Origin of the sequence: Streptomyces sp. NPDC007907, from assembly GCF_042959365.1 — a bacterium.
GTDB lineage: Bacteria > Actinomycetota > Actinomycetes > Streptomycetales > Streptomycetaceae > Streptomyces > Streptomyces indiaensis.
This window is the reverse complement of the sequence record NZ_JBIBKR010000006.1, coordinates 92,978-107,136: the sequence shown is the minus strand read 5'-3', so window position 1 is coordinate 107,136 and position 14,159 is coordinate 92,978. Positions and strand designations below refer to the sequence as shown.

The 14,159-nt window shown below is 72.1% G+C and carries 10 protein-coding genes; 9 read left to right on the top strand and 1 reads right to left on the bottom strand.

Annotation, left to right across the window (positions count from 1 at the left end; translation table 11 throughout):
• Positions 1-32: 32 nt before the first annotated feature.
• From ACFZDI_RS24930 to mfd, 3 genes are all read left to right on the top strand, one after another.
• Complete coding sequence (locus ACFZDI_RS24930; RefSeq protein WP_234850118.1) at positions 33-821, top strand: ABC transporter ATP-binding protein; 789 nt, start codon at positions 33-35, stop codon at positions 819-821.
• A complete protein-coding gene (locus ACFZDI_RS24925) occupies positions 818-3,397 on the top strand; it encodes an FtsX-like permease family protein (protein WP_391253357.1) in 2,580 nt (859 codons plus the stop codon). The genes ACFZDI_RS24930 and ACFZDI_RS24925 overlap by 4 nt, the downstream gene beginning before the upstream one ends.
• 249 nt (positions 3,398-3,646) lie before the next feature.
• Complete coding sequence (gene mfd, locus ACFZDI_RS24920) at positions 3,647-7,204, top strand: transcription-repair coupling factor (protein WP_391253355.1); 3,558 nt, start codon at positions 3,647-3,649, stop codon at positions 7,202-7,204.
• 96 nt (positions 7,205-7,300) lie between these two features.
• Here the strand turns inward: mfd and ACFZDI_RS24915 are convergent, their stop codons facing one another.
• Positions 7,301-7,735 carry a MerR family transcriptional regulator gene (locus ACFZDI_RS24915; protein ID WP_391253887.1) on the bottom strand — a complete coding sequence of 145 codons (435 nt, stop codon included), beginning with the start codon at positions 7,733-7,735 and terminating at the stop codon, positions 7,301-7,303.
• A 270-nt stretch (positions 7,736-8,005) separates the two neighbouring features.
• On the opposite strand from ACFZDI_RS24915, the gene ACFZDI_RS24910 reads away from it, so the two are divergent.
• From ACFZDI_RS24910 to ACFZDI_RS24885, 6 genes are all read left to right on the top strand, one after another.
• Complete coding sequence (locus ACFZDI_RS24910; RefSeq protein WP_391253886.1) at positions 8,006-8,743, top strand: DUF1524 domain-containing protein; 738 nt, start codon at positions 8,006-8,008, stop codon at positions 8,741-8,743.
• 131 nt (positions 8,744-8,874) lie between these two features.
• Positions 8,875-9,621, top strand: a complete 747-nt coding sequence (locus ACFZDI_RS24905; RefSeq protein ID WP_391253353.1) for an N-acetyltransferase — start codon at positions 8,875-8,877, stop codon at positions 9,619-9,621.
• A 185-nt stretch (positions 9,622-9,806) separates the two neighbouring features.
• Complete coding sequence (locus ACFZDI_RS24900) at positions 9,807-10,499, top strand: hypothetical protein (protein ID WP_391253351.1); 693 nt, start codon at positions 9,807-9,809, stop codon at positions 10,497-10,499.
• 38 nt (positions 10,500-10,537) lie between these two features.
• Positions 10,538-12,034 carry a protein kinase gene (locus ACFZDI_RS24895; RefSeq protein WP_344367635.1) on the top strand — a complete coding sequence of 499 codons (1,497 nt, stop codon included), beginning with the start codon at positions 10,538-10,540 and terminating at the stop codon, positions 12,032-12,034.
• A gap of 142 nt (positions 12,035-12,176) precedes the next feature.
• Complete coding sequence (locus tag ACFZDI_RS24890) at positions 12,177-12,824, top strand: SurA N-terminal domain-containing protein (protein WP_391253349.1); 648 nt, start codon at positions 12,177-12,179, stop codon at positions 12,822-12,824.
• A gap of 170 nt (positions 12,825-12,994) precedes the next feature.
• The gene (locus ACFZDI_RS24885; RefSeq protein WP_391253347.1) at positions 12,995-14,014 is read left to right on the top strand and encodes a nucleoside triphosphate pyrophosphohydrolase; all 1,020 of its coding nucleotides are present in this window, start codon (positions 12,995-12,997) and stop codon (positions 14,012-14,014) included.
• Positions 14,015-14,159 lie beyond the last annotated feature (145 nt).

The following is a 14,159-nucleotide window of genomic DNA, read 5'->3' as shown; positions in this document are numbered from 1 at the left end:
CACCATCTGCTGACCGATATAGGAGACATACCGTGACTTCGGCTGTGACCATTCCCAGGCACGGGGGTACTGGAGGGCGTACGGCCGTTGCCGCACGGGCGCGGCAGGTCGTGAAGGCGTACGGGTCCGGTGAGACCCGGGTCGTCGCCCTCGATCATGTCGACGTGGACATCGCACGCGGCCAGTTCACCGCGATCATGGGCCCCTCGGGGTCCGGCAAGTCCACCCTCATGCACTGCCTGGCCGGCCTCGACACCGTGACGGGCGGCCAGATCTACCTCGACGACACCGAGATCACCGGTCTGAAGGACAAGAAGCTCACGCAACTGCGCCGGGACCGGATCGGGTTCATCTTCCAGGCGTTCAACCTGCTGCCGACGCTGAACGCGATCGAGAACATCACGCTGCCCATGGACATCGCGGGCCGCAAGCCGGACAAGCAGTGGCTGGCGCGGGTCGTGGAGACGGTCGGGCTCGCCGAACGCCTCAAGCACCGGCCCACCCAGCTGTCCGGCGGCCAGCAGCAGCGCGTCGCCGTGGCCCGGGCCCTCGCCGCCCGGCCCGAGATCATCTTCGGGGACGAGCCGACCGGCAACCTCGACTCCCGCGCCGGCGCCGAGGTTCTCGGCTTCCTGCGCCGGTCCGTCGATGAGCTGGGCCAGACCATCGTGATGGTCACCCACGACCCGGTGGCGGCCAGTTACGCGGACCGGGTGCTGTACCTCGCCGACGGCCGCATCGTCGACGAGATGTTCAAGCCGACCGCGGACGCCGTGCTCGACCGCATGAAGGACTTCGACGCCCGGGGGCGCACGTCATGACCGTCATGAAGACCTCGATGCGCAACTTCGTCGCGCACAAGGGGCGGATGGCGCTCTCCGCGATCGCCGTCCTGCTGTCGGTCGCCTTCGTCTGCGGCACGCTCGTCTTCACGGACACCATGTCGACCACGTTCGACAAGCTCTTCGCGGCGACCTCCTCCGATGTGACGGTGAGCGCCAAGGGCGCCTCCGACACCGGGGAGACGACCTCCGACAACGGCAAGCCGCCGGTCATGCCGGCCTCCGTGCTGGGCGAGGTCCGCAAGGCGCAGGGCGTGAAGTCGGCCGAGGGCACGGTGTTCTCCACGTCCGTGACCGTCGTCGACGGCGACAAGGACAACCTGTCGCCCTCCAGCGGCGCCCCGACGATCGTGGGCAACTGGAACGACACCGACGCCCGCACCATGAAGATCACCTCCGGTGCGGCGCCCAAGGGCCCCGACCAGATCATGGTCGACGCCGACACCGCCGACAAGCACGAGCTGCAGCTCGGCGACGAGATCGGCGTGATCAGTGCGGTCGGCACGCACGAGGCGAAGATCTCCGGCATCGCCGACTTCACCGTCACCAACCCCGGCGCCGCGATCTTCTACCTCGACACCGAGACCGCCCAGCAGGCCCTGGTCGGCGAGAGCGACGTCTACACCAACGTGAACGTCACCGCGGCCGCCGGCGTCAGCGACGCACAGCTGAAGAAGAACGTCCGAGCCGAACTCGGCGCCGGATTCCAGGTGAAGACGGCCAAGGAGACCGCCGACGCCAACCAGAAGGGCGTCGCGAGCTTCATGAACGTCATGAAGTACGCGATGCTCGGCTTCGCCGGGATCGCCTTCCTCGTCGGCATCTTCCTGATCATCAACACCTTCTCCATGCTGGTCGCCCAGCGCACCCGTGAAATCGGCCTGATGCGGGCCATCGGCTCCTCCCGCAAGCAGGTCAACCGCTCCGTGCTGGCCGAGGCGCTGCTGCTCGGCGTCGTCGGATCGGTGCTCGGCGTCGCCGCGGGCGTCGGCCTCGCCGTCGGCCTGATGAAGGTCATGGGCACGGTGGGCATGGAACTGTCCACCGACGACCTGACCGTCGCCTGGACGACCCCCGTGGTCGGCCTCGTCCTCGGCGTGGTCGTCACCGTCCTGGCCGCCTACCTGCCCGCCCGGCGCGCCGGCAAGATCTCCCCGATGGCCGCCCTGCGCGACGCGGGAGCCCCCGCGGACGCCAAGGCCGGCTGGATCCGGGCCGCGATCGGCACCGTCCTCACCGGCACCGGCGGCTTCGCGCTGTACCTCGCGGCCGCTGCCGACAAGGCCAAGGACGGCTCGATGTGGCTCGGCCTCGGCGTGGTGCTGTCGCTGATCGGTTTCGTCGTCATCGGCCCGCTGCTCGCCGGCGCCGTGGTCCGCGTGCTGGGCGCCGTCCTGCTGCGCATGTTCGGCCCCGTCGGCCGCATGGCCGAGCGCAACGCCCTGCGCAACCCGCGCCGCACCGGCGCGACCGGCGCCGCCCTGATGATCGGCCTCGCCCTGGTGGCGTGCCTGTCCGTGGTCGGCTCCTCCATGGTGGCGTCCGCCACCGACCAGCTCGACAAAACCGTCGGCACGGACTTCATCATCCAGCACGACCGCGGCCAGCTGATCACCCCGCAGGCCGTCGAGGCCGCCAAGTCCGCACCGGACGTCGAGCGGGTCACCGAGTACAAGCAGGGCGAGGCCGACTTCACCACCCCCGACGGCAAGACGCTCAAGGACACGTCGATCACCGCGGCCGACCCGTCGTACGCGACCGACCTGCGCACCGAGACCGTCGCCGGCAAGCTCCCCGACGCCTACAAGCCCGACTCGATGTCGGTCCACGAGAAGTTCGCGAAGGACCACGGCATCACCCTCGGGTCCAAGATCAAGGTCGCCTTCAAGGACGGCTCCGCGGCCGACCTGACCGTACGGGCGATCACCAGCAGCGACGTCGTGATCGACGCCGGCGCGATGTACACCTCCATCTCGACGATGGCCAAGTACGTCCCGGCCGACAAGATGCCGCTGGACTCGCTGGTCTTCGCCAGCGCCAAGGAGGGGCAGCAGGACGCCGCCTACACGTCCCTGAAGTCGGCGCTGCACGACTACCCGCAGTACGTCGTGCGCGACCAGACCGACTACAAGGACGCCCTGAAGGACCAGATCGGCCAGCTGCTCAACATGATCTACGGCCTGCTGGCCCTGGCGATCATCGTCGCCGTCCTCGGTGTGGTGAACACCCTGGCCCTGTCGGTGGTGGAGCGCACCCGGGAGATCGGCCTGATGCGGGCGATCGGCCTCTCCCGCCGCCAGCTGCGCCGCATGATCCGCATGGAGTCCGTCGTCATCGCCCTCTTCGGTGCCCTGCTGGGCCTCGGTCTGGGCATGGGCTGGGGCGCCACCGCGCAGCAGCTGCTCGCCCTGGAGGGCATGGGCGTCCTGGACATCCCCTGGCCGACGATCATCGGCGTCTTCATCGGCTCGGCGTTCGTGGGCCTGTTCGCCGCCCTGGTCCCGGCGTTCCGGGCGGGCCGGATGAACGTCCTCAACGCCATCGCGACGGAGTAGCGGGCCGTCGCCGAGAACCACCGCACACGGGGGTTGCGGGGGACCCGGCGCCGGGAAGTCCGGTCCAGGACTTTCCGGCGCCGGGTGCTGTGCTGCCGCCTTCGCGGAGCGATGAAGGCATGTCACACCGGGGGCGTCATCCACAGCCCCGCCGCCCGGCCGTGCGTCGTCGTACGCTGGAGACCCCCCGGCCCGCGGCGCGCGTCGGGCCCGTGGTGTTGCCCACCCCCCTGGACGGAAAGCCCCCGAATGAGCCTGCACGGTCTGCTCGACGCCGTAGTCAAGGACGCCGCCCTCGCCGAAGCGATCAGGGCGGCCGCAGACGGCAACCGCATGCACGTCGACCTGGTCGGCCCCCCTGCCGCCCGCCCCTTCGCGGTCGCCGCCCTGGCCCGGGAGACCGGCCGCCCGGTGCTGGCGGTCACGGCGACGGGCCGTGAGGCGGAGGACCTGGCCGCGGCCCTGCGCTCCCTGCTGCCCCCCGAGGGGGTCGTGGAGTACCCGTCCTGGGAGACGCTCCCGCACGAGCGGCTCAGCCCCCGCAGCGACACCGTGGGCCGCCGCCTGGCCGTGCTGCGCCGACTGGCCCACCCGCGCCCCGACGACCCCGAGACCGGCCCCGTCTCGGTCGTCGTCGCACCCGTCAGATCCGTGCTCCAGCCGCAGGTCAAGGGCCTCGGAGACCTGGAGCCGGTCGCCCTGAGGACGGGCTGGAGCGCCGACCTGGAGCAGGTCGTCGACGCCCTCGCGGCCGCCGCCTACGCGCGCGTGGAGCTCGTCGAGAAGCGCGGCGAGTTCGCTGTGCGCGGCGGCATCCTCGACGTGTTCCCGCCCACCGAGGAACACCCCCTGCGTGTCGAGTTCTGGGGCGACGACGTCGAGGAGATCCGCTACTTCAAGGTCGCCGACCAGCGCTCCCTGGAGGTCGCCGAGCACGGCCTGTGGGCGCCGCCCTGCCGCGAGCTGCTGCTCACCGAGGACGTCCGCACCCGCGCGGCCGCCCTGGCCGAACAGCACCCCGAGCTCGGCGAACTGCTCGGCAAGATCGCCGAGGGCATCGCCGTCGAGGGCATGGAGTCCCTCGCGCCCGTCCTCGTCGACGACATGGAGCTGCTGCTCGACGTGCTGCCCAAGGGCGCCATGGCCGTCGTCTGCGACCCGGAGCGGGTGCGCACGCGCGCGTCGGACCTCGTGGCCACCTCGCAGGAGTTCCTCCAGGCCTCCTGGGCGGCCACCGCCGGCGGCGGCGAGGCGCCCATCGACGTCGGCGCGGCCTCCCTGTGGTCCATCGCGGACGTCCGGGACCGGGCCCGCGAGCTGGACATGATGTGGTGGTCGGTCTCGCCGTTCGCCGCGGACGAGGAGCTCACCGAGAGCTACGGCGCCGACGCCGCGGGGGACACCCTCAAGCTGGGCATGCACGCCCCGGAGACCTACCGCGGCGACACCGCCAAGGCCCTCGCCGACACCAAGGGCTGGCTCGCCGACGGCTGGCGCGCCGTGTTCGTCACCGAGGCCCACGGCCCGGCGGCCCGTACGGTCGAGGTGCTGGGCGGCGAGGGCATCGCGGCCCGCCTCGACTCCGACCTCGCCGAGATCTCCCCGTCCGTCGTGCACGTGGCGTGCGGCTCGATCGACCACGGCTTCGTCGACCCCGCCCTCCGACTCGCCGTCCTGACCGAGACGGACCTGTCGGGCCAGAAGGCGTCCGGCCGCGAGGGCGCCCGCATGCCCGCGCGCCGCCGCAAGACCATCGACCCGCTCACCCTGGAGCCGGGCGACTACATCGTCCACGAGCAGCACGGCGTGGGCCGCTACATCGAGATGGTGCAGCGCACCGTGCAGGGCGCCACCCGCGAGTACCTGGTCGTCGAGTACGCCCCCGCCAAGCGCGGCCAGCCCGGCGACCGCCTCTACATCCCCACCGACCAGCTGGAGCAGATCACCAAGTACGTCGGCGGCGAGGCCCCCACCCTGCACCGCCTCGGCGGCGCCGACTGGACGAAGACCAAGGCCCGCGCGAAGAAGGCCGTCAAGGAGATCGCCGCCGACCTCATCAAGCTGTACAGCGCGCGCATGGCCGCCCCCGGGCACGCCTTCGGGGCGGACACCCCCTGGCAGCGCGAACTGGAGGACGCCTTCCCCTACGCGGAGACGCCCGACCAGCTCACCACCATCGCCGAGGTCAAGGAAGACATGGAGAAGACGGTCCCCATGGACCGCCTGATCTGCGGCGACGTCGGCTACGGCAAGACCGAGATCGCGGTTCGCGCCGCCTTCAAGGCCGTCCAGGACGGCAAGCAGGTGGCCGTCCTGGTGCCCACGACGCTGCTGGTGCAGCAGCACTTCGGGACGTTCAGCGAGCGCTACGCGCAGTTCCCGGTCAACGTGAAGGCCCTGTCCCGCTTCCAGACCGACACCGAGGCGAAAGCGGTCCTGGAGGGCCTGCGCGAGGGCTCCGTCGACATCGTCATCGGCACGCACCGCCTGTTCTCGTCCGAGACGAAGTTCAAGGACCTGGGCCTGGTCATCGTCGACGAGGAGCAGCGTTTCGGCGTCGAGCACAAGGAGCAGCTGAAGAAGCTCCGCGCGAACGTGGACGTGCTGACGATGTCCGCGACCCCCATCCCCAGGACCCTGGAGATGGCGGTCACCGGCATCCGCGAGATGTCGACGATCACCACCCCGCCGGAGGAGCGCCACCCGGTGCTCACCTTCGTCGGCCCCTACGAGGAGAAGCAGATCGGCGCCGCGATCCGCCGTGAGCTGCTGCGCGAGGGCCAGGTCTTCTACATCCACAACCGCGTCGAGTCGATCGACCGCGCGGCGGCCCGGCTGCGCGAGATCGTCCCCGAGGCGCGCATCGCCACCGCCCACGGGCAGATGTCGGAACAGGCGCTGGAGCAGGTCGTCGTCGACTTCTGGGAGAAGAAGTTCGACGTGCTGGTGTCCACGACGATCGTGGAGTCCGGCATCGACATCTCCAACGCCAACACCCTGATCGTGGAGCGCGGCGACAACTTCGGGCTGAGCCAGCTCCACCAGCTGCGCGGCCGGGTGGGCCGCGGCCGCGAGCGCGGCTACGCCTACTTCCTCTACCCGCCGGAGAAGCCGCTGACCGAGACCGCGCACGAGCGGCTCGCGACCATCGCCCAGCACACGGAGATGGGCGCCGGCATGTACGTGGCGATGAAGGACCTGGAGATCCGCGGCGCGGGCAACCTGCTCGGCGGCGAGCAGTCCGGTCACATCGCGGGCGTCGGCTTCGACCTGTACGTGCGGATGGTCGGCGAGGCCGTGGCGGACTACCGGCGCCAGCTGGAGACCGGTGAGATCGAGGAGGAACCGCCGCTCGAGGTGAAGATCGAGCTGCCGGTCGACGCGCACGTCCCGCACGACTACGCGCCGGGTGAGCGCCTGCGCCTCCAGGCGTACCGGGCCATCGCCTCCGCCAACTCGGAGGAGGACATCAAGGCGGTCCGCGAGGAGCTCGTCGACCGCTACGGCAAGCTGCCCGAGCCGGTGGAGAACCTGCTGCTCGTCGCCGGTCTGCGGATGTTCGCGCGGGCGTGCGGGGTCGGCGAGATCGTGTTGCAGGGCACCAACATCCGCTTCGCCCCGGTGGAGTTGCGCGAGTCGCAGGAGCTGCGGCTCAAGCGGCTCTACCCGGGGGTGGTCATCAAGCCGGCGGTCCACCAGGTGCTGGTGCCGCGCCCGAAGACCGCGAAGGTGGGCGGCAAGCCGCTGGTCGGACGCGAACTGCTGGCGTGGGTCGGGGAGTTCCTGACGTCGGTGCTGGGGTCGTGAGGCACTGAGGGACGGGGGGCGGTGCCGCCCCCTCGGTGACCCGGCGGAGGGCGGGGGGCGTCACCGACGCCCCCCCGGGGCCTCGCTGAGCGGCCGTCAGGCCACCGGTCGGGCGGGTGTGCCGCGGTCGGGCCACCGGTCCTGTGGTGTGCCGCGGTCGGGCCACCGGTCGTGCGATGTGCCGCCGTCGGCCCGGCGCAAGGCCTCCGCGAGTCGGTCGCGGACCGTGACCTGCGCTGCCATACGGGCCTCCAGTACCGCCAGACGGTCTGCGGCCACCCGCAGCCCCTTCCCGGAGGCGGGTCCCGCCGTGACGTCGCCGTCCAGGCACGGCAGGAACACCCGTGCGTCGTCGAGCGTCAGCCCCACGTCGAGCAGTTGCCGGATGTTGCGGACGCGCACGGCCGCACCGGCGTCGTACAGGCGGTAGCCGTTCGCGGCCCGCTCGGAGGTGATGAGGCCCGCCTGCTCGTAGTGGCGCAGGGTGCGAGGTGACGTGCCGGTCGCCGCGGCGAGTTCACCGATCCGCAGACGAGCGGCCGGCCTGTGCGCACCAGATGTCGCCCCACGTGGGGACGCACGGCCGGGACGTGGGAAGCCGCCCACGGCAGATGCGTCGGAACCTCCGCGGACGGCGAAGTATGCGCCTTGAGGTCCGATGTGGTCCGAGCCTCTTCCTGGATACCGTGGAACGGGGAACGGGGAACCGGGTACCGGCAACCCGGGCCGGAGCGGAACAGGCAGACAGAGGAGGGGCGCAGGGTGACGCGTCTGAGGGGTGGGGCGGCACTGGCTGTCGCGATGGTGTTCACCGGTTCGGCCCTCGCCGGTTGCGAGGGTCTGGTCCCGCCCGCGGACGGCGGCGGACCCTCCGGCTCCGGTGCGGCGGCCGCCGGTGACGGACGGGCCGTGAACCCGCTGGACAACCCGGACGGCACCAAGCCGGGGCTGGCGGCCATCACGTCCGACGCGGACGAGGCGAGGGCGCGGGCCCTGATCGAGAAGGTGGCGACGAAGGGCCGCGGCCCCAGGACGGGCTACGAGCGCGACAAGTTCGGCTACGCCTGGATGGACTCTGCGCCGCGCGACGTCCCCTTCTCCCACAACGGCTGTGACTCGCGGAACGACCTGTTGAAACGGGACGGGGAGGACCTGCGGTTCCGGTCGGGATCGGACTGCGTCGTCACGTCCATGACGCTGCACGACCCCTACACCGGGAAGGTCATCGAGTGGACCAAGTCCCATGCGATCGAGGTGCAGATAGACCACGTCATGCCGCTCTCGTACGACTGGCAGATGGGCGCCTCCCGCTGGAGCAAGGACAAGCGGGAGTCCATCGCCAACGACCCGCTCAACCTCGTCCCGGTGGACGGCCCGACCAACGGCTCGAAGGGGGACTCCGGCCCGGCGTCCTGGCTGCCCCCGGACAAGCGGATCCGCTGCTCCTACGCGGTGCGCTTCGCCCAGGTGTCCCTGAAGTACGAACTGCCCGTGACGGCACCGGACAAGGAGATGATGCTGAAACAGTGCGGTGGGTGAGCGACCCCGCACAGCGGTCGCTCGGCCCACCCCGGCCGAGCCGCTGTCCGGCGGCCCGTCGGTGACGACCGGGCCCTGCCCGACGGGTAATTCGGTTCCGTGCGTTCGGCGCCCCCGCCTACCGTGATCACATGCAGCCGAAGATATCGAGCCTCGCCGACCGCCCGGACATGCTGGAGCGGGTCGTCGGGATGGCCGACAGCTGGCCGGAGTTCGTGATCCAGGACCTCGTGGGCGCCGCCCACTTTCCGCGGATCGCCGCCGAACTCCCGGAGTACGTCCTGTTCGCCGAGGACGAGCAGGGCGAGATCGTGGCGAACGCCTACAGCGTGCCCTTCGCCCTCGGCACCGAACACCGCGGCGGCCGGCTGCCGGCCAACGGCTGGGACGCGGTACTGGTCTGGGCGTTCTCCGACCTCCGGCGCGGTGTCGGGCCCGACACCGTCAGCGCGATCTCGGTCTCCGTCGCCCCGCACGCCCAGGGACGCGGCCTGTCCGGGGTGATGCTCTCGGCCCTGCGCGACAACGCCCGGACCCGCGGCTTCCGTGAGGTCGTCGCACCGGTCCGCCCCAACGGCAAGCACCTGGAACCGCACACGCCCATGGCGGAGTACGCCCACCGCGTCCGCCCCGACGGCCTGCCCCAGGACCCCTGGCTGCGGGTCCACGCCCGGGCCGGAGCCACCGTCGACTCGGTGGCGCCGGCGTCGATGACGGTGGCCGCCCCGCTCGCGGACTGGCGCCGCTGGACCGGCCTGCCCTTCGACACCGACGGCGACATCGAGGTGCCGGGCGCTCTGGTGCCGGTGCGCTGCGAGACGGAGCGCGGATACGCGGTGTACGTCGAGCCCAACGTGTGGATGCGGCACCCCCTGTAGGACGTGACGCGCGCCGCGGCCCACGACCGGGCCGGGGGCGGGCCGTTCGCACGAAGTGATCAGCATGACAACGGTTCGGTACAACCCGTGACCCCTTGTCCGTGTCGGGCTATACGCTCGGATCCTCAACAGGGTCTGTCACTCGCACACCCGTCCCCATCGGTCACACCGGTCCAGGAGCAGTCATGTACGGCCACGGCGCGGCGCCGCCTCCCCGCAGCGCGGCAACGGTCATCTCCCTGCGCGTGCTGTTCGCCGCCGCCGGTTTCCTCACGTGCGGCGTGCTGGCCTGCGTACCGCTGTTCCGCGTGGCCGTCCTGCGCGGCCGGGCCCTCGACTGGGTGCTGGCCTGGGTGAGCCTGCCGCTGTCCATCGTCTGCTTCGCCGTCATCGGCTCCCTGCCGGAGGACGACGTCCGCACCGACATCGCGCTGGCCGTCATCCTGCTGCTCGGGGCGGGCGCCGCCATCTACTTCCTCGTCGTGGACATCGGCCACCACGCCGAGCGGCAAAGGTTCACCGGATACGCCTCGCCCCACGCGGCGACCGTCACCCACACCCCGTACGGCTACCCGCACCCCGCGCCGCCCTACGCCCCGACGTCCACCCCCGTCCCCCGGCCCGCCGCACCCCACACACCTGCCGCGCCGCCCCACACACCCACCGCGCCCCACACACCCACCGCGCACGACACGCCGCCGTCCCCGGGTGCGATCCAGCCGCCCCCGGTCCCCCAGCGACCCGCCCCCGCCCGCATCGACCAGGTCCGCGCCGAACTCGACGAGCTCAGCGACTACCTGCGCCGGCACGAGGGCGACGGCCACAGAGACGGGCACAGGGACGGCCACCGGGACGGCGACCACGAGGACGGACGGTGACCGCGGCGGCAGGACGAGTCGTCGCCGGCCGCTACGAACTGTCCACCGTCCTCGGGCAGGGCGGCATGGGCCAGGTGTGGACGGCGTACGACCAGCGGCTCGACCGCCGTGTGGCGGTGAAGCTGCTGCGCCCCGACAAGGTGGCCGGCCAGGACGCGGAGGAACTGCGCCGCCGCTTCGTGCGCGAGTGCCGGGTGACCGCGCAGGTCGACCACCCCGGCCTGGTCACCGTGCACGACGCGGGCAGCGAGGGCGAGGAGCTGTTCCTCGTCATGCAGTACATCGACGGGGCCGACCTCGCCGGTCACCTCGCCGAGCACACTCCGTACCCCTGGCAGTGGGCGGTCGCGGTCGCCGCGCAGCTGTGCGCCGTGCTGAGCGCCGTGCACGCCGTGCCGATCGTCCACCGCGACCTCAAGCCGCGCAACGTGATGGTGAAGCAGGACGGCACCGTCACCGTGCTCGACCTCGGCGTCGCGTCCGTGATGGAGGCGGACACCACCCGGCTCACCCACACCGGCACCCCCATCGGCTCGCCGGCCTACATGGCCCCCGAGCAGGCGATGGGCGGCGCCGTCGGCCCGTACACCGACCTGTACGCGCTCGGTGTGGTCCTGCACGAACTGCTCAGCGGCGACGTGCCCTTCTCCGGCTCCACGGTCCTCGGCGTCCTGCACCGGCACCTGTACGAGCCGCCGCTGCCCGTACGCCGCATCCGCCCCGAGGTGCCCGAGGCCCTGGAGGCCCTCGTCCTGCGCCTGCTCGCCAAGGACCCACAGCACCGGCCCGCCTCCGCGCAGGAGGTCTACGAACACCTGGAGCTGCTCCTGCCGTCGCGCGGGACACCCACCGGCGCGGCCCTCGATCCCACCCGCCCCTTCCTGCGTCCGCACGCCCCCTGGCCGGATCGTGCGCGCACCCCGGCGCCCCGGCCCGCGCCCGCCACGCCCGTCACCGAGGCTCCGGGGCACACGGACATCGCCCGCGCCGTCGACGAGGTCAAACGGCTCCTCGGCGAGGGCCGCGTCACCCAGGCCGTCGACATCCTCGGCGGCATCCTGCCCGCCGCGGCGGAACAGCACGGCGCGCACTCCCCGGTCGTGCGCACCCTGCGCAAGCAGTACGCGGCGACCCTCCTGGACGACGGCCAGTACCGGCGCGCGCTGCCCGAACTGCGCCGCCTCGCCGACGAACGCGCCGCCGAGGCGGGCCAGGCCGACCCCCAGGCCCTGCGCTTCCGCTACGAGGCCGCCCAATGCCTCGAACAGCTGGGCGACCCGGCCGCGGCGCTCGCCGAGTACCGCGCGGTGCTGCCCTACTACGAGAACCAGTACGTCGCCGCCGGGGGCCCGGAGCTGGCGCACGACGTGCGCCGCAGGATCGGCCACCTCCTGCTCGCCCTCGGCGACCGCGGGGCGGCCCACGACACCCTGGCCCGGCTCCTCCACGACGTGGAGCGCACCCACGGCCCCGGGCACCCGCTCGGCGCGGAGATCCGCCGGACGCTGCACTGGCTGGGGCAGGTCCGCGGCTGACCAGCGCCCGGGCTGAGGCGCGGCGGTGCCCGAAGTCCCGGTGAATCGTTGGTCGAATGGGTTGGCCAGAGCCTGGTCACTGCCTACCATCGATCACCGCAAGACCTTGTGCACCGTCGCACAAACTCCTCAGGAGGTCTCCTTGCACCGCCGCCGTCGTACCGCGCTCGTCCTCACCGCCGCGATCGCCGCCGCGGCACCCCTGCTCACCGCCTGCGGGAACGACGCGCATCCCGGCGCGGCGGCCGTGGTGGGCGGCCAGCGCATCACCGTCTCCCAGCTGGACGAGCGGGTCGGCGAGGTACGCGCGGCCCAGCGGGCGGCCGTCCAGGACGAGGCCCAGTACCAGCAGGCCATCGCCCGGACCGGCACCCTCACCCGCGACACCCTGCACACCATGGTCCTGGACCGGGTGCTGCACCGCGCCGCCCAGGACGCCGGAGTGACCGTCTCCCGCAAGGAGGTCCAGGCGATGCGGTCCGGCCTGGAGCAGCAGGCCGGCGGCGCCAAGGGGCTGGAGACGACATGGCTCCAGCAGTACGGCATCCCGCCGCAGCGGCTCGACGAGAACCTCCGCTTCCAGCTGGAGGCCCAGAAGCTCGCCGAGAAGCTCGGCACGAGCACCGACCGTCCCGAGTTCTGGAAGGCCCTCTCCGACGCCTCCAAGGACCTGAACGTCGACCTCAACCCCCGCTACGGCACCTGGGACGTCCAGAAGAGCAGCCGCGCCGACGCGAAGACCCCGTGGGTCCGCGACGTCACGGTGGCCCGGACGCAGCAGGGGACGTAGACAGGCGGGGCCCGTTCCGAAGCACACGCCCCAGAAGTCCCCGTGTCCCCGGAACCCCGTAGCCCCGGAGTCCGGTCGCGGGGCACACCCCGGAGGACACTCCCGGGGCCCCCAACCGTCCCCTGTGGATAACTTCGGGTGCTGTCCGCGACGTGGGATAGCTTCGAACCGTGAACGCCAACAGCCCCGAAGCCACCCCGGGCCCCGAGCGGACCGCTCCCGACGCGGCCGCCCCGCCCGGCCGCGTCGTCCTGCTCACCACCAGCCACCGCGTCGCCCCCGGCCTGCTCTCCTGGCCGGCCTGGCAGGCCCTGCACGAGGCCGACCGGGTGCTCTGCGCGGACGGCGCGCATCCGCAGCTGCCGTATCTGCGCGAGGCCGGCATCGACGTCGTCGAGGCGTCCCCGACCGCGCAGGAGCTGGTCGACGCCTGCGCCGGCGGGCACACGGTGGTCGTGGTGGCGACGGGCGAGGGGGAACCGGCCCTGACCGACGGCCTGGCACGCCTCGCCGGCACCGGCCGCATCGCCATGCCCGAGCTGGAGCTGCTGCCGGCCTCCTACGACCTCCCCGGCGCCCGCCTCCTCGATCTCGTCCAGGTCATGGACCGCATCCGCGCCGAGTGCCCCTGGTCCTCGCAGCAGACCCACGAGGGCCTGGCCAAGTACGGCATCGAGGAGGCGTACGAGCTCGTCGAGGCGATCGAGGAGGGCGACCGCGACGAACTGCGCGAAGAGCTCGGTGACGTCCTCCTCCAGGTCGTCTTCCACGCCCGCATCGCCGAGGAGGGCCGCCCGGAGGATGGGGAGGACCCTTTCTCCATCGACGACGTGGCAGGCGGCATCGTCGCCAAGCTGATCCACCGCCACCCGCATGTCTTCGGCGACGCGACGGCGACCACCCCCGAGGAGGTCAAGGAGCACTGGCTTCGCACCAAGGCGGTCGAGAAGCAGCGCACCTCGATCACCGAGGGCATCCCCCTCGGCCAGCCCGGCCTCGCCCTCGCCGCCAAGCTGGCCTCCCGCGTCCGCACCGCCCGCCTGGACATACCGCTCCCGCCCGTCGAGGGCATCGGCTACGACCTGCTGGCCCTGGCCGCGCGCGCCGAGTCGGAGGGCGTCGACCCGGAGGCGGCCCTCAGAGCGGCGGCCCGCGCCTACCGCGACGCGATCCGCCAGGCCGAGGGCTAGGTCCTGTCGCTCGGACCGGACCGGGCGCCCCAGGTCCCGAGGGCTGGGACCCGGCGTTCGCATCAGGCCGACGCCCCCGGGCCCCGGGGCCTGTCGACCCGGCTGGGGCACGCCGGGGGCCGCTCGGACCGGGGCGGGGCAGTGC

Bases quoted from the DNA above. Each gene is read 5' to 3' on its own strand.
- ACFZDI_RS24925 (WP_391253357.1), top strand. From the start codon at position 818: ATGACCGTCATGAAGACCTCGATGCGCAACTTCGTCGCGCACAAGGGG.
- mfd (WP_391253355.1), top strand. From the start codon at position 3,647: ATGAGCCTGCACGGTCTGCTCGACGCCGTAGTCAAGGACGCCGCCCTC.
- ACFZDI_RS24910 (WP_391253886.1), top strand. From the start codon at position 8,006: ATGGTGTTCACCGGTTCGGCCCTCGCCGGTTGCGAGGGTCTGGTCCCG.
- ACFZDI_RS24905 (WP_391253353.1), top strand. From the start codon at position 8,875: ATGCAGCCGAAGATATCGAGCCTCGCCGACCGCCCGGACATGCTGGAG.
- ACFZDI_RS24900 (WP_391253351.1), top strand. From the start codon at position 9,807: ATGTACGGCCACGGCGCGGCGCCGCCTCCCCGCAGCGCGGCAACGGTC.